The following is a 15,803-nucleotide window of genomic DNA, read 5'->3' as shown; positions in this document are numbered from 1 at the left end:
GCATCTTCTGCGCAGCACCTCCCTCTTCGGCTCCGGCCGTTCCGCGTACGGCCCGTGCCGTTGCGGGCCCGCGGGCCGCCTCGGCGACAATGAGGGAATGAGCTCCCAATCCCTGCCGCAGCCCCGGTCTGTCGTCGTGCTGGGTTCGACCGGCTCCATCGGCACCCAGGCTCTCGACGTCGTCGCCAACGCTCCCGGGCGGTTCCGCGTGACCGCGCTCGCCGCGGGGGGCGGCAGGGTCGACCTGCTGGCGAGGCAGGCGGCCGACTTCGGGGTCGAGGCGGTGGCGGTCGCCGACCCGGCGGCCGTACCGGCGCTGCGCGAGGCCCTGGCGGCGGCGGGCGCGCGGGCGAGGGTGCTGGCGGGCCCGGAGGGGGTGGCGGAGGTCGCGGCGTCGCCCTGCGACATCGTGCTCAACGGCATCACCGGGGCCCTGGGGCTGACCTCCACGCTCGCCGCCCTGGAGGCGGGCCGGGTGCTCGCGCTGGCCAACAAGGAGTCGTTGATCGTGGGCGGCCCGCTGGTCAAGCGCCTGGCCGGGCCGGGCCAGATGATCCCGGTGGACTCCGAGCACTCCGCGCTCGCCCAGTGCCTGTGGGCGGCCGGGCCGGGCGGGGCCGACCCGGCGGCCGTACGGCGGTTGGTGGTGACGGCGAGCGGCGGCCCGTTCCGGGGCAGGAAGCGGGCCGAGCTGACGGACGTGACGCCGGAGATGGCGCTGAACCACCCGACCTGGAGCATGGGCCCGGTCATCACGGTGAACTCGGCGACGCTCGTGAACAAGGGCCTGGAGGTGATCGAGGCCCATCTGCTGTTCGACATCGGGTTCGACCGGATCGAGGTGGTGGTTCACCCGCAGTCGATCATCCACTCGATGGTGGAGTTCGCCGACGGCTCGACGGTCGCGCAGGCGAGCCCGCCCGACATGCGGCTGCCGATCTCGCTCGCGCTGGCCTACCCCGAGCGGGTGCCCGGCGCGGCCCGGGCGGTCGACTGGACCACCGCCCACACCTGGACCTTCGAGCCGCTCGACGACGAGGCGTTCCCGTCGGTCGCGCTGGCCCGCCACGTGGGCGCCCTGGGCGGCACGGCGCCGGCGGTCTACAACGCGGCGAACGAGGTGTGCGTGGAGGCGTTCCTGAAGGGCGCCCTGCCGTTCCTCGGCATCGTGGACACGGTGGAACGCGTGGTGGCCGCCCACACCCCCGGCCCGGCGGCGTCCGTGGAGGAGGTCCTCACGGCGGACGCGTGGGCGAGGGCGCGGGCGGCCGAGCTGACGAGCTGACGAGCTGATTTGCCGGACACTCCCTGCCCTTGGCGCGACCCGGGTCAGGCGGGTCGCGCCGCGGGCGGCGGGGTCAGGCCGCCGAGCAGGTCAGCGACGGGGTGCTGCCGCTCGATCCGTTGGCCAGGAAGCCGAACGTGGTCGAGGCGCCGGCGCCCAGACTGCCGTTGTAGCTCACGTTCTTCACGCTGACGTCGCTACCGGACTGACTGAGCGTGCCGTTCCAGACCTGCGTGATCGTGACGCCGCTCGGCTGGGTCCACTTGACGGTCCAGCCGCCGATGGACGAGGAGCCGGCCTTCACCGTCACCTCACCCTGGAAGCCGCTGCCCCACGAGCTGGCGACCTTGTAGGTGGCCGAGCAGCCGCCGGGGCCGCCGGTCGGGCTCGTCGACGGGCTGGGAGACGCGCTGGGCGACGGGCTGGGCGAGGTGTTGGGGCTGCGGGTCGGCGACGGGGAGACGGCCGGGCTGGGGCTCGGGCTGGTGGGCGGGTTGCCCGGGTCGCCGACGCCGGTCACCTCGCCGTTGCCGCCGTCGAAGACGACGTCCGAGCAGTTGTAGAACGTCTCGTTGCTGTCCGAGCGCTGCCACACCGAGTAGATGATGTGGCGGCCGGATTTGCCGGACGGCAGCTTGGCGTTCCAGTAGTAGTAGGAGTCCGCGTTGCCCGGCGAGCCGACGCTCGGCGGGTCGGTGACGCTGTCGAAGGGCACGGACTCCAGGTCGCTCCACGCCAGCGGGCGGGTGGGGCTCCAGGAGTCCTTCGTGATGTACGACCGGAACGTGCCCGGGTGGGCGGCCCACTTGTTGTACCGCATCTGGATGGTCGCCCCGGACGTGAGGTGGGTGACCGGCCAGTCGTCGCGGGCGAGGTCGAAGCCGCTGAAGTCGTACACGACGGCGCCGCCGCTGCACAGCTGGCCGTCCGGGATGAAGCCGGACATGCGGCCCGCGCCGTCCGACCGCAGCACGGCGAACCAGTTGTACAGCGCGTTGACCCCGCTCTTCGCGACCGCGGCCGCGCAGGCCGGGTTCTTCGGCTGGATGGCGCCGTTCTGGGTCAGGCCGTCCTTCCAGCACAGGTACGTACGGCTGCCCGGCGTCATCATCGCGCCGTGCGCGGACGCCGGGGAGGCGAGCACGACGGCGGAGACGAGGGCGGACAGCGCGGCGACGATCAGCCCGATCATCGCTTTCGTTGGTCTTCTTCGTGGTCTACCCACGGGCTACCCTTTCGCGTGGTCATGGCTGCCGCACTCGTGGTGCAGCACGGCACCGCCGACGGCGCGAGCACGTCGGCCCGGGGGGACAGCCGTTGACTTACCGACCAGGTGGTGCGAGAGCGCTCACGCGATTCGGACTTTAGGTCGGCCTCCGCCGCCTGCCCACCCGTCCGCGGCCACGGCGCCCGTCCGCGCAGGTGACGGCTCTTCCTTCAGTCGCGGGTCATGAAACCTTCATTCGTCGTGAAAAGGTTTCGGGCCGTCCGCCCTCTCGGCACTCCTTAGACTGGGAGGGCCCCTCCATCGGGTGTCGCCTATTACACAAGGTGCAGAAATGTCTGTTGATCTCGGGATTCCCGCCGTACGGACCCAGCCGATCGCCAAGCGGCGGGTGTCACGTCAGATCATGGTCGGCTCGGTCCCCGTCGGCGGGGACGCGCCGGTCTCGGTGCAGTCCATGACCACCACGCTGACCGCCGACGTCAACGCCACCCTGCAGCAGATCGCGGAGCTCACCGCGGCGGGTTGTCAGATCGTCCGGGTCGCGGTCCCCTCGCAGGACGACGCCGACGCGCTGCCGGCCATCGCGAGGAAGTCCAAGATCCCGGTCATCGCCGACATCCATTTTCAGCCCAAATACGTCTTCGCGGCGATCGAGGCCGGATGCGCGGCCGTTCGGGTGAACCCCGGGAACATCAAGAAGTTCGACGACAAGGTCGGCGAGATCGCCCGCGCCGCCTCCGACGCCGGCGTGCCGATCAGGATCGGCGTCAACGCGGGCTCGCTCGACCCGCGCCTGCTGCAGAAGTACGGCAAGGCCACCCCGGAGGCCCTGGTCGAGTCGGCGCTGTGGGAGTGCTCCCTGTTCGAGGAGCACGGCTTCCGCGACATCAAGATCTCGGTGAAGCACAACGACCCGGTCGTCATGATCCAGGCGTACCGGCTGCTCGCCCAGCGCTGCGACTACCCGCTGCACCTCGGCGTGACCGAGGCGGGACCGGCCTTCCAGGGCACGATCAAGTCGGCGGTGGCGTTCGGCGCGCTGCTGGCCGAGGGGATCGGCGACACCATCCGGGTGTCGCTGTCGGCGCCTCCGGTCGAGGAGGTCAAGGTCGGCACGCAGATCCTCGAGTCGCTTGGCCTGCGCGAGCGCGGCCTGGAGATCGTCTCCTGCCCGTCCTGCGGCCGGGCCCAGGTGGACGTGTACACCCTCGCCGAGCAGGTGCAGGCCGGGCTGACCGGGCTCAAGGTGCCGCTGCGCGTGGCCGTCATGGGCTGTGTGGTCAACGGCCCCGGCGAGGCCAGGGAGGCCGACCTCGGCGTCGCCTCCGGCAACGGCAAGGGCCAGATCTTCGTGAAGGGCGAGGTCATCAAGACCGTCCCCGAGTCGCAGATCGTCGAGACCCTCATCGAGGAGGCCCTGCGCCTGGCCGAGGAGATGGGCGTCGACGTGGACCTCGACGACGAGGCCACCGGTCCGGAGGTCGTCGTCCGCTGACCTCGGCATTACATATCGCAATGCTCTGACTACACAATGGCAATGATCGGGTAGTACGGTCCGTGCTCGTCCGATCACATCGCGAAGCTTTCCTCTGCTGTTCGGAAGCAGAGGAGCTATGCGGTGAAGCGGGTCGTTGGTGTGGTCGCGGGCATCGCGACGCTGGTCGCCGGACTGGTCGGGCCGGAAGGGGTGGCCGCCGGATCGGACCGGACGGGGCACTGGGGCCCGCCGCAGCGTCCGCTCGAATGGAAGCAGTGCCCGCCGGAGACGAAGTCGGCCTCCGGCGGCCTGCTCGGCCTCGGCTCGGCCCGCCGGATCCGGCCGATCGGGCCGGCCCGCCGGGCCGACCGGCGGGAGCCGGTGCAGGCGACGCGTCGCACGCCAGGTGAGGAGTGCGCGGAGCTGCGGGTCCCGCTCGACTACCGCGAGCCGTACGGCCAGCAGATCACGCTGGCGCTCAACCGCATCAAGGGCACCGCCTCACGTGACGGCAACCACCTCGGCGCCCTGCTGGTGAACCCCGGCGGGCCGGGCGGCGAGGGGCTCAGCCTGGCCAGGTACGTCGCGGCGCGGCTGCCGAAGGACGTCGCGGCGCGGTTCGACATCATCGGTTTCGCGCCGCGCGGGGTGGCGCCCAGCCAGCCCGCCATGTCGTGCGTGGACCCGGCCCGCTTCTACGCGCCGCCCCGTCCCGACAACGTGCCGAGGAACGACGCCGAGGAACAGGTGCTGGTCGGCCGGGCCAGGCAGTACGCCGAGGGCTGCGGCAACCGCTGGGCCTGGTTCCTGCCCTACCTGACCACCGAGAACTCCGCGCGGGACATGGACGCGGTGCGCGCGGCGCTCGGCGAGGAGAAGATCAGCTACCTCGGCTACTCGTACGGCACCTACCTGGGGGCGGTCTACGCCACCCTGTTCCCGCAGCGGGTGCGCCGGTTGGTGCTCGACAGCGTGGTGGACCCCGACGGCGTCTGGTACGAGGCCAACATCGCCCAGGACCACAGCTTCGACCGGCGGCACCGCGACTTCCTCGCCTGGGTGGCCGAGCACGACGACGTCTACAAGCTGGGCAAGACGCAGGCGGCGGTGTCCTTCGCGTGGTACTCCATGCGCTCCCGCCTGCACGACAGGCCCGCGGGCGGGGTCGTGGGCCCGAGCGAACTGGACGACGTCTTCTCCAACGGCGCCTACAGCGACCGGCTCTGGCCGTACCTCGGCGCCGCCTTCTCGACCTACGTCCGCGACGGCGACCCCTCCGTCCTGGTGAAGCTGTTCCACCTGGAGGCCGAGATCGACGCGGAGGAGGAGAACTCCTACGCGGTCTACCTGGGCGTGGAGTGCCGCGACGCGGCCTGGCCCCGGTCCTGGGACCGCTGGCGGGCCGACACGCGCCGGGCGCACACCGAGGCGCCGTTCATGGCCTGGCCCAACGCCGTCTACAACGCGCCGTGCGCCTTCTGGCCCGAGAAGGGCGGCACGCCGGTCAAGGTGGGCACGTCGCACCTGCCGCCCGTCCTGCTGATCCAGGCCGAGCGCGACGCCGCCACGCCGTACGAGGGGGCGCTGCGCATGCGCCGCCTGTTCCCGACCGCGCGCCTGCTCACCTCGGGCGGCGGCAACCACGGCGTGTCGCTCGCCGGGAACGCCTGCGTGGACCGTCAACTGGCGGCCTACCTGCGCGACGCGGCGCTGTTGCCGCTGCGCAAGGGCACGCGGGGCGCCGACGCGACCTGCCCGGGCGAGCCGGAGCCGCGGGCCACGCTGATGAAGGTCGCGGCGGGTGCGCCCGGAACGGCGTCCCACGTCTCTGCCGTGGGGCGGTGAGCCAGGCCGGGCCGATACCTCCCAAACGCGAACCGTTCGCGTAGGCTGGGCCCGTGATGCTGCGAACATCGGCGTCGCGCGTGCTCGACGACAGCGATCGTGACGAGGTGCTGGCGCTCCTCGACACCGATCCGGTCGCCAATGTGTTCGTAGCGGCCCGGGTCAGGGCCGTCGGCCTCAGCCCTTCACGGCTCGGCGGTCAGATGTGGGGCTACGGCCCGCGCGGGGGACTGGTGTCCCTGTGCTACGCGGGGGCCAACCTGGTGCCCGTGAACGCCACCCGCGAGGCCGTACACGCCTTCGCCGACCGGGCGCGCAAGCAGGGCCGTCGCTGCTCGTCCATCGTCGGCCCGGCCGGTGCGGTGGAACAACTCTGGGAGCGGCTGGAGCCGCACTGGGGCGGCGCCCGGGCGATCCGGTGGGCCCAGCCGGTCATGGCCACGAGTTCCGCGCCCGCCGTCGAGCCGGACCCGCTCGTACGGAGGGTCCGCCCCGAGGAGTTCGGCATCCTGCTGCCCGCCTGCGTGGCGATGTTCACCGAAGAGGTGGGCGTCTCGCCGGACAACGGCGATGGTGGAGCGCTCTACCGGTCCAGGGTCGCCGAGCTCATCCGCATCGGGCGGTCGTACGCGCGCATCGACGACGGCCAGGTGGTCTTCAAGGCCGAGATCGGCGCGGTGACGCCGCAGGCGTGCCAGATCCAGGGCGTGTGGGTCCACCCCGACCTGCGCGGGCGCGGCCACGCCGCGGCCGGCATGGCCGCCGTGGTCGAGCAGGCGCTGAAGTACTTCGCCCCGGTCGTGACCCTCTACGTGAACGACTTCAACCTCCCGGCCAGGGCCGTCTACCGCAAGGTGGGCTTCCGGGAGGTCGACACGTTCATGTCCGTGCTGTTCTGAGCGCGTCTGTTCTAAGCGTTGCTGTTCTGAGCGTTGAGGCCGGCCTGCGCCGGTCGCACCAGCCGGGTCAGCAGATGGTCCAGCTCGGCCGCGGGGTCGCCGGTCAGCCCGGCGTGCACCGGCCCGGTCTGCACGACCGTGCTGCGCGGCGCGGTGAGCCAGCGGAACCGGGCGCCCAGCGGCTCCCCGCACAGGGGGCCCGCCTCCTCGCCGCACGCCCGCTCGTAGGCGGCCAGGGCGAGCCGTACGCCGGGCAGGTCCACCGGCCCGCCCAGCGCCAGCAGCCGGGCCTCGTCCAGTTCGACCCGCGCGCACAGGTAGCCGCGCGGCTGGCAATAGAGGATGACCCCGGCGTTGACCAGTTCGCCCCGCTCCACGCTCGGCACCACGCGGATCACCGCGTACTCGTAGACGTCCAGGTCGCTCATCGGCCGCCCTCTCGCGCCGCACGCCAGAAACCGCCGATCGTCGCGCCCCGCTCGCCGCGGCGCGGTGCGGAAGCGGTGGTGGAAGCCGTGGCGGTGTCGCCGGCGGGGTCCGGTAGCCAGTCGCGGGGCCCGGCGACCCGGGCGAGCAGGTGCTCGGTGTAGGCCCGCCGTACGGCCTGCGCGTCGGCGAAGCCCGGCTCGCCCTCCAGCCACTCGTCCGGAACCAGCGCGGCCACCTCGTCGAGCAGCGGGCGGGTGACGAGCCCGGCCAGGTCCGCGTCGGCCTGCTCCAGCTTCGTCGCGAACGGCGCGAGCACGTGGTCGCGGCCGTCGAACCGCCGGCGCGGGTCGGCCGTCGGCCAGTTGTGGTGGAACCACAGGGCCGCGCCGTGGTCGATCAGCCACACCCCGCCGTGCCAGACGAGCAGATTCGGGTTGCGCCAGCTCCGGTCGACGTTGTGGACGAAGGCGTCGAACCACAGCACCCGGGAGGCGAACTCGGCGTCGGGCTCCCAGGCGAGCGGGTCGAAGCCGAGCGCTCCGGGCAGGAAGTCGATCGCGAGGTTGTGCCCGGCGCTCGCGGTGAGCAGGTCCTGGATCTCCTCGTCGGGCTCGCGGACGCCGAGTTGCGGGTCGAGGTCGATGACCTTGAGCTCCGGCGTGGCGAAGCCGAGCCGCCTGGCGAGTTCGGCGCAGATGATCTCGGCGACGAGCACCCGCCGCCCCTGTCCCGCACCGCGGAACTTGACGACGTACGTGCCGAGGTCGTCGGCTTCGACGACTCCGGGCAGCGACCCGCCCTCGCGCAGGGGCGCGACGTACCGGGTCGCCGTGATCTGTTCGAGCACGGAAAGAAGGCTACCGGCAGGGCCGGCGGGCACTCCCCTCCACGCGCCCGCCGGCCGTTCGGCCGGCCCAGCTCGGTCGGCCCAATTCGGTCGGCTCACTTGGTCTTGCTCGGCAGCCACCACATCCGGCCCTCCGCGACGTCGTGGTAGACGTCGAGCAGATCCATGCCGGTGGTCTTGCTGCGTGACTCGGCGGCGGCCCAGGCGTACACGCCGCGTGCGATCGAACCGCGCTCCTGCTGGACCCGCATCGCGTAGACGAGGGCCCTGATCTCGTGCACCCTGCGGTTCTCGGGCTCGGCCTGCGCGGCAAGTTCGGCGAGCTGGCAGGCCAGGCGCAGGTCGCCGTCGGCCGCCGCCGCGACGGCCCGGCCCGCGACCGATGCCGCGCCCGCCGACAGCTCGGCGACCGCGCGGGCGAACACGGCGTCCGGCGCGGGCTTGAGGTTGGCGGGGTTGCCGTCGTGCCAGCCGCCGTGCAGCCGCCAGATGTTGCGGACGATGAACTCGGGCTCGTCGTGACGCTCACGCAGATAGGGCCGCCCGGCGAGCGCGGGCGGCGGCTTGACCGAGTGCAGGATCTCGTCCAGGCGGGCGCCGGCGTTCATCAGGTCGAGCGTCTGCTCCACCAGGCTGTCGAGATAGTCGGCCGTGTCGGTGAGCGCCCGGCGCACCCGGGCGGCTCCGCGGATCGGCAGCCCACGCCCGGGGAGCAGCAGGTCGGCGTCGAGTGCGGCCATGGTCCGCAGCGCCACCGCCCAGTCGTCCGGATAGCGCTGGATCCGCTGTGGGTCGCCCGCCCCGGGGACCGTCCAGGCGAACAGGTCGCCGGTCAGCAGCACGCCCCGCTCGGGCAGGAACGCCCAGGTGGCGTCGTCGGTGTCACCACGGGCGTGGGTGAGCTGGAAGGTGACGTCTCCCAGCGACAGGGACAGCCGGTCGCGGTAGGTCAGGTCGGGGAGCCGCTGCGGCGGCGGCCAGACCATCCGGGGGAAGCCCTGCTCGCGCAGGTCGACGACCGCGTTGTAGCCGGCCGTCCTGCCGTGCTGGGTGAGCCTGCGGGCCAGCCCCTCCTGCGCCACCACCAGCGGTCGAGGGCCCGGCTCGGCATCGAACTCCTCCATCCCGGCCAGCCGGTCGGCTCGGCTGCGGGAGAAGATCGCGTATTTGAGCGGCTCGGCCGACCACTTCCTGATCGCGCGGTACGACTGCTCGGCCTCGTGGGCGTCGCCCGTGTCGAAGAGACCCAGCCCGTCCTCGCCACGGACCACGTACACATTGCCGCACGCCGGCCACATCGCCACGCCGTAGGCGATCTCCTGCATTCCGTCGCGGCGCAACTCCGCGTAGGGCACGTCCTCGGGGCGCACCGAACCACGCCAGACCTCGTCGGCGTACGAAAGGATCGGTGATTCCATGGTCAAGAGCCTGATCCTCTGGGCGGACGGTGCACAGTAGGGAGATCCCTAATGTCCGTGCCGATCGGTGCCGACCGGTGCCGATCCGTGCTGACCGGTGCCATCCGTGCCGCCCCCTGCGACCCTTGCCGATCGTTGCGACATGTGTCGACTGTGCGACCACTCCGACCCCTGCGACTCCTGCGACCCTGCGGGCCGTCCCTGCGATCCATGCGACCCGTGCCGGTGTCGATCTTGGTGCCGGTGCTGGTGTCGGCGTCGGTGGTCCGGCTTTGGAACCGAGCCCTCGACACCGGTATGCCGAGGGCCGGTGCCAAAGAGATGTGGCGTTCAATACGGCGGCACGTCGAGGTGGGTGCTGAAGGACGTTGCTCCACCTTCGCCGTCCGCCTCACCGCTGGTCGTGCCGTCATGTCCGCCGCTGCGGGGCGGAGGAGGGCTTGGTGGAACCATGATCGTGTTCCGATGCTCCGGGGAGGTCGGCGGGCAGGCGTCCGGGCGGGGCGTCGGGCCAGTTGCGGGGCCGGGGTTGGGGGACAGGCTGGATGATCTTCGGCAGCGGGCTGGGGTAGGGGTGCCCGAGCGGGCTGGTCCAGACGATCAGGTGGGGCCCCGCCGCGGTGACCCGCCAGCCGCCGAGGTGCCTGGCGCGGTGATCGTGGCGGCAGGCCAGGTGCAGGTTGTCGGCAGTGGTGGCGCCGTCGTCGGCCCAGGCATGGATGTGGTCCTGGTCGGTCCGGGTGGCGGGCATGCGGCAGCCCGGCCAGGAGCAGACCTGGCCCCGAATCTGGACGTATCGGCGTAAGGCCGCACCGGCATGCCGTCGACCGGCCGATTCGGCCGACTCAGCCGCGTCAGGTGAACGAGTGCCGGGGCGGCCGGTGTCCGGCTGCCCGGTTTCAGCGAGCTGGGCATGGCGGGCCAGGTCGGCGACCAGCGGGGCCCAGATGCCGGTGATGTTGGGTGCGGCGGCCAGTTCGCGAAGTTGGGAGAGGGTGACCTGAAGCTCGACGATGCCTCCGCGCCGCGCATCGCGTGCGGGTCGTTGCGCGGGCGGGCACGGGCGCCGCCCGGTGATGCCGGTCAGCAGCAAATGCCCATTGTCGGCACAGACGACATAGCGCCATTGCCCGGCGAGCATGAACGCGACCATCTGACGGGCCTGAGCGGCGTGGACCATGCCCCAGCCGGGCAGGTGGGCCGGGTGCTCATCGAGACCGAGGAGGGTAGTCAGCTCCACCCGTATCTCCGGCACCGACCACGCCCGCGCTGACCGTGCCTGTGCCGACGCCTGTCCAGCCCGTGCCGATGACTGTGCCGACCGTGTCTGCGCTGACGCCTGGCCAGCCTGTGCCGCAGCCTGTGCCGCCCGTGCCTGTGCCGACGCCTGTCCAGCCTGTGCCGACCGTGTCTGCGCTGACGCCTGGCCAGCCTGTGCCGCCCGTGCCTGTGCCGACGTCTGCGCCGATGACGGCTGTGCCGACGTCTGCTCCGCGAGGGGTCGCCCATCGGCAGGCCCAAGCCGCTGTCTCAGCCCCTGCCCGTAATCGTGTCCCCGGTCGTGTCGGGGTTCCTGCCTGGGCTCGTGTCCGTGTTGCTGTGGGTGGTCTTGCCCGGTCCCTCCGCATGCCTCGTCGCGTGCCGCGCCGCCCGCTTCGCCGTGGGGTCTAGCGTCGGTCGGGTCGCCGGTCTCACTGCGAGGCCCAGGGCGTGTCTGGTTTCGGGTCTCAGGCCGCCTCGCGCTGCGGGGCTCGTCAGGGATCTCGCCGTCGATCGCGTCATCGGCCTTATCGTCGGCCTGGTCGTCGGCCGCGTGATCGGGCTCGTCATCGGCCAAGTGGTCGGGCTCGTCATCTCGCCCGTCGGCGGCGTTGTCGACGGGCTCGGTGATCGGCTCGGTGGCTGGGTCTCCGGGGCGGATGTCAGAGAAGTCGGCTGGGGCGTCAGAGGGGGCGGCGTCCACGAAAGGGTGGGTGCGGACGTGGGCGACGATCTCGGCGTCGGACAGGCCCTCGAAGCTGCCGTCCAGGCTGCCGAGGAAGAGGTCGGCCCGGATGTGGTCGACGGGGCGGTGGTCCCCGGCACGCTTGCAGGCGCGGGCCAGATCGTCGATGCGCTCGCATCCGGCCACCGCCCGATCAAGCGGCAGATCCAGACCCGAAACCGTCGCGGTGCCGTCGTCGTTGCGCATCCCGACCACGCGGCGTCTGCGCACCGCCTCCCTGTAGCGTTTCTCCGCCCAATCGGGGTCGATGGCCAGCACCAGACGCTGGATGTGCTCGATCAGCTCTCCCACCGTCCAGGTCGGGGCGCGGCTGATCAGGTGCTCGCAGACCCAGCCGGCCTGGGCGTCGGTCAAACCGCTCGTCCAGCGGATGAAGGCCACCGCCCGCGGCTCGTCCAGCTCACCCGCCAGCATCGCCTCGCCGAGAACAGGAAGGCGACGGTGCAGGTTCCACGCCAGATCGAACGCCGAGTCCGCCCGGCGGCGGGACCAGGCCAGCGCGGCCCGCGCCTCATCGGGAGCGAACTCGTCAGGCACTTCCAGACGGACCACGCTGTCGCCGGTGAACTGCTCGCGCAGCCCGACCTCCAGCAGCGCGTGCAGGAACCGCGCACGGTCGTGGCAGGACTGGCGGTAGGCGGCCTTGAGCACCTCGACGGTGTCGAACCCCGATACTCGCTCCACGTCGATGGCGGCCAGCATCTGCGCGAGTTCGGCCCCCGGCGGCATCGCCGCCAGGCCCTCGGGAATCGCCGCCGGCGCCCCGCCCCCACTACGAGAGGACGGCCGCGCGAGAACGAGCGGCGATTGCGGTGCGGACACGGTGACCCCCGGGAGCGGAGACGAAGGCGACTGAACGTTCCCGGCCGCCCGGACCGGGACTTCCTTCACGCAGACTCGGCTCAACACACGGCGTACGGCCACCGACGGCCCGCCTACTAAGCTCACCTCTAACGGCTGCCCAAGCCTATCTCGAACACACTATCGATCCAAGCCCCCACCAGCACAAACGTGGAGCCACAACCGCTTCACAGCTCGCCGCGTTCGACGGCCAGGGCGAGTTCGACGCGCGACCGCAGGCCGGTCTTCGCGTAGACGCGGGTCAGATAGACCTCCACGGTCTTGCGGCTGTAGTGCAGCTCCTCGGCAATCTGAGGGTTGCTCAACCCGTCGGCGACCAGTTCGATGACGCGGCGCTCGCCGGGGGTGAGGCGGCCCGCCGGTTCGGGGACCAGTCCGGCCTCCCGCAGGCGGCGTTCGGACAGTGCCGCCCAGGGCGCCGCGCCAAGCCGGGTGAAGATCGCGTGCGCGCGGGGGAGTTGCATCGTGTCGCCGAGCGCGCCGAGGACCAACCGGGCCCGGGCCTCCTCGAACGGAAGGCCGTCGGCGCGGGCCCGCTCCAGCGCCGCGCCCGTCCGCGCGCGGTCCCGGAACGCCCAGCCCACCGCGAGGTCGGCGGCGAGCCGGGCACGGGGGGTGCCGTTCGCCGACTGGTCGTCCAGCCGGGAGGCCGCCGCCCGGCAGCCGGCGTCGTCGCCCGCCGCTCCCGTCACCAGCACCTTGACGGCAAGGGCGCGGTGCACCACCTCGGGCACCTCGTACGCGAGGGCGCGGTCGAGTTCGCGCCGCGCGGCCGCGATGTCGCCCCGGCCGAGTGCCAGGCGTGCGCGGAACACGCAGCGCATACCTTGCTGCAACGCGGAGCCGGGTGGAGGTTCGGCGAGGACCCGGGCGGCCTCGTCCAGCCTGCCCTGGTCGAGCAGGATGTCCAGCTCCATGTTGCGCAGCAGGGCGAGGTTCTCCAGCAGGCCCGCCTCGGCCAAAGCCCGGCCCGCGACCGCGATCTCCTCCAGCGCCCGCGTCCACTCGCCGCCCATCCGCCGGATCACGGCCATGGTCCGCACGTGCTGTCCGGCGATGTCGTGCCAGCCGAGGCCGCGGTGGATCTGCTCGGCCTGGTCGAGCACCTCGACGGCGCGGGAACGCAGCCCGGCGATCGCCAGCACGTGCGCCGCCGACTCCAGCGACGCGAGCCGGGCGCCCGGCGGCAGCGCGGCGGCGAAGGTGAGCAGGTCGTCGATCGCCCGCCCCGTCTCGGCCCAGTCGCCCCGTACGAGCGCGTGGAGGGCGAGATATCCGACCGTGGTCGCGCGGTCCTGCGGCGGGCAGTCGGCCAGGCCCTCCCAGGCCCGTCGGGCGGCCTCCCCGCTGGGGCGGCCCATCTCCGCGCTGACCAGCGCCTGCTGGGCGAGCAGCGCCGAGGCGTCGTCCGCCCTGGGGATCTGGCGGCGGGCCACGTCGAGGGCCACCTCGTACCACCCCATCGCGTGGGCTGCGCCGACCGCGGTGTACGCGGCACGGGTGCGGCGGCGTCCAAAGGGCAGCGCGGCGACCGCGCGCTGGGCCGAGTTCAGCGCCAGCGCGGGCCGCGAGCCCTTCCAATAGGCGAGAGCCTGCCTGGCCAGCAGCCCGCCGGGCTCGGGGGACAGCTCGGCGGCCTTGCCGTACCAGTGCGCGGCCGACAGCGGCGCGGTCCAGCGGGTCAGCTCGGCTGCGCGCAGCACGGCGGGCAGGGCCTCGGCGGGCGGCCCGGCCTCGGCCATGTGCGTGGCCCACTCCAGGACCCGCCTGGTCCCGGTCAGTCCCTCGCGTTCGAGCATGTCGGCGATGCGCCGGTGCACCTCGCGCCGGCCGGAGACACCGAGGTCGTCGTAGAGCGCCTCGGCCACCAGCGGGTGCGCCAGCGCGTAGCCGTCGCCGTTCCTGGTGACCACGCCGTCCCTGACCAGCGCCTCGAAGGCGCGCTCGGCCTGCTCCGGATCGAGCCCGGCCAGTTCGGCGAGCGCAGGGAGATCGGCGGTCTCCCGCGTGCGCGACAGCGCGGCCAGCACGCGGGCGAGGTCGCGTCCGCCCCGGTCGCGCTGGAACAGCCGACTCAGGATCGCGCCGCGCCGCGCCCCCGGATCCGCCGAGCGCACGGCGCCGCCCTGCACCAGGGCCAGTACGGCCTCCTGCACGAACCACGGGTTGCCCCGGCTCGCGAGGTGGATCCGCCGCAGGACGGTGTCGCTCGGCGTACGGCCGAGCAGCGTGGTGACCAGGTCGGCGGCCTCGGTCGTGGTCAGCGGCTGGAGCCGGATCGACAGGTCCACGTCGAGCGGGGGAGGGTGGCGGGCGGTGCCGAGGATCGCGACGGCGCCGTGGCGGCGTGGCAGGGCCCGCAGCACGCTCAGCGTGTCGGCGTCGGCCAGATGCAGGTCGTCGATGGCGAGGAGGGTGGGGCCGGGCAGCGACTCCAGCAGCCGGGCGGCCATCGCGCCGGGTGCGGCGGCCGGGTGTCCGAGCGCGGCCTGGTCCATCGCGTCGAGCAGGTCGGTCAGGACGTCGGCCGCCTCGCCGCCCAACGCCCCGAGCGCCTCGACGAGCGGGGCGTAGGCGCGCCCGCCGTCCAGTTCGCGGGCCTGGCCGCGGAGCACGCGGAAGCCCTTCAGCCGCGCCGTGGCCTCACCGAGCAGATGGGTCTTCCCGATGCCGGGCTCGCCGAGGACGAGGACGGTCCGCGGCGTCTTCGAAAGGGCCGAGACCACCTGGCCGAGCGCGCCCGCGCGGCCCTCCCCGACGGCCGGTACGTCCACGGCTGGCCGTCACTCCCTTCGCATCCGTCCCGCTGGTGTCTGCTAAGGACGCGGCGGAAAGGTTGAACGTTCACACGAAATGTGACGCTCTCTGAGAGTGATCGCAAGGGGGTAGGTATATCAAGATTCGAACACGGCCACGGCGGCGGCGGTCAGGGTCTCCTCGACCACGTCGGCGGGCACGTCCATGGTCTTCACCACACCGGACTGCACCGCTCCGAGGGCGGCCCAGGCGCGTACGCGGGTGCCGTGGGAGGGGTCGGGCCCGGCCAGGCGAACGAACAACTCCCGGCCGAACTCCCTGATCGCCTCGCCCGGGGATCCGGGAGGGGCCCTGTCGGCGCCGCCGATGTCCTCGGTGAGCAGCCGGATCACCGCGCGGTGCCGTACGGCGAACGCGGTGAACGCGCGCAGGAACTCCCGGTGGCCGGAGAACTCGCCGCCGAGCAGCGCGAGCAGGTCGTCGGCGGCCGGGGCGATGATCTCGGCCGCCAGCCGGTCCTTGGGATGGAAGTGGTAGGCGACCGCCGTCTTGGTCAGCCCGACCGCCGCCGCGATGTCGGCGAGCGACACGGCGGCGTATCCCCGCTCGGCGAACAGGTCGCGGGCCGCGGCCAGGATCCGGGACCGGGTCGCGTTGCCCTGATCGAGTGTGGTCATCGTCTCATTTTCCGGCGCGCCGCTCGCCCGCCGATCAATTCCTTTTACCCTCGTTTTGTACGGCCGTACAGGACG

General features: G+C 72.4%; 11 protein-coding genes. 4 read left to right on the top strand and 7 right to left on the bottom strand.

Going from position 1 to position 15,803, the window contains the following annotated elements; all coding sequences use genetic code 11:
* Positions 1-97: 97 nt before the first annotated feature.
* Complete coding sequence (gene dxr, locus Msi02_RS37070; RefSeq protein ID WP_079318888.1) at positions 98-1,285, top strand: 1-deoxy-D-xylulose-5-phosphate reductoisomerase; 1,188 nt, start codon at positions 98-100, stop codon at positions 1,283-1,285.
* 73 nt (positions 1,286-1,358) lie between these two features.
* On the opposite strand, the gene Msi02_RS37065 is transcribed toward dxr, so the two are convergent.
* Positions 1,359-2,477 carry a lytic polysaccharide monooxygenase auxiliary activity family 9 protein gene (locus Msi02_RS37065; protein ID WP_079318887.1) on the bottom strand — a complete coding sequence of 373 codons (1,119 nt, stop codon included), beginning with the start codon at positions 2,475-2,477 and terminating at the stop codon, positions 1,359-1,361.
* Between the two features lie 367 nt (positions 2,478-2,844).
* Here Msi02_RS37065 and ispG point away from each other — a divergent pair, with 367 nt between their 5' ends.
* The 3 genes from ispG to Msi02_RS37050 all read left to right on the top strand — a co-directional run bounded on the left by ispG (position 2,845) and on the right by Msi02_RS37050 (position 6,734).
* Positions 2,845-4,008 carry a flavodoxin-dependent (E)-4-hydroxy-3-methylbut-2-enyl-diphosphate synthase gene (gene ispG, locus Msi02_RS37060; protein ID WP_079318886.1) on the top strand — a complete coding sequence of 388 codons (1,164 nt, stop codon included), beginning with the start codon at positions 2,845-2,847 and terminating at the stop codon, positions 4,006-4,008.
* Positions 4,009-4,131: 123 nt separating this feature from the next.
* A complete protein-coding gene (locus Msi02_RS37055; RefSeq protein ID WP_239109105.1) occupies positions 4,132-5,835 on the top strand; it encodes an alpha/beta hydrolase in 1,704 nt (567 codons plus the stop codon).
* Between the two features lie 56 nt (positions 5,836-5,891).
* Entirely contained in the window at positions 5,892-6,734 is an 843-nt protein-coding gene (locus tag Msi02_RS37050) for a GNAT family N-acetyltransferase (RefSeq protein WP_079318884.1), read from the top strand.
* Positions 6,735-6,745: 11 nt separating this feature from the next.
* Here Msi02_RS37050 and Msi02_RS37045 read toward each other — a convergent pair whose 3' ends face one another.
* The 6 genes from Msi02_RS37045 to Msi02_RS37020 all read right to left on the bottom strand — a co-directional run bounded on the left by Msi02_RS37045 (position 6,746) and on the right by Msi02_RS37020 (position 15,728).
* Positions 6,746-7,162 (bottom strand): DUF3037 domain-containing protein, encoded by a 417-nt coding sequence (locus Msi02_RS37045; RefSeq protein ID WP_204052462.1) that lies wholly within the window; start codon positions 7,160-7,162, stop codon positions 6,746-6,748.
* Positions 7,159-8,010, bottom strand: coding sequence for a HipA family kinase (locus Msi02_RS37040; protein WP_204052461.1), 852 nt, complete (start codon positions 8,008-8,010; stop codon positions 7,159-7,161). The genes Msi02_RS37045 and Msi02_RS37040 overlap by 4 nt, the downstream gene beginning before the upstream one ends.
* Positions 8,011-8,105: 95 nt before the next feature.
* Positions 8,106-9,428 (bottom strand): alkyl sulfatase dimerization domain-containing protein, encoded by a 1,323-nt coding sequence (locus tag Msi02_RS37035; RefSeq protein ID WP_204052460.1) that lies wholly within the window; start codon positions 9,426-9,428, stop codon positions 8,106-8,108.
* A gap of 409 nt (positions 9,429-9,837) precedes the next feature.
* A complete protein-coding gene (locus tag Msi02_RS37030; protein WP_204052459.1) occupies positions 9,838-12,255 on the bottom strand; it encodes an HNH endonuclease signature motif containing protein in 2,418 nt (805 codons plus the stop codon).
* Between the two features lie 206 nt (positions 12,256-12,461).
* A complete protein-coding gene (locus tag Msi02_RS44145) occupies positions 12,462-15,068 on the bottom strand; it encodes an ATP-binding protein (protein WP_204052458.1) in 2,607 nt (868 codons plus the stop codon).
* Between the two features lie 120 nt (positions 15,069-15,188).
* The gene (locus Msi02_RS37020) at positions 15,189-15,728 is read right to left on the bottom strand and encodes a TetR/AcrR family transcriptional regulator (protein WP_204052457.1); all 540 of its coding nucleotides are present in this window, start codon (positions 15,726-15,728) and stop codon (positions 15,189-15,191) included.
* Between the last annotated feature and the right edge of the window lie 75 nt (positions 15,729-15,803).

This window comes from Microbispora siamensis, from assembly GCF_016863095.1.
GTDB classification, from domain to species: domain Bacteria; phylum Actinomycetota; class Actinomycetes; order Streptosporangiales; family Streptosporangiaceae; genus Microbispora; species Microbispora siamensis.
Note: the sequence above shows the minus strand (reverse complement) of the source record. Positions and strands in the feature narration are given on the sequence as shown.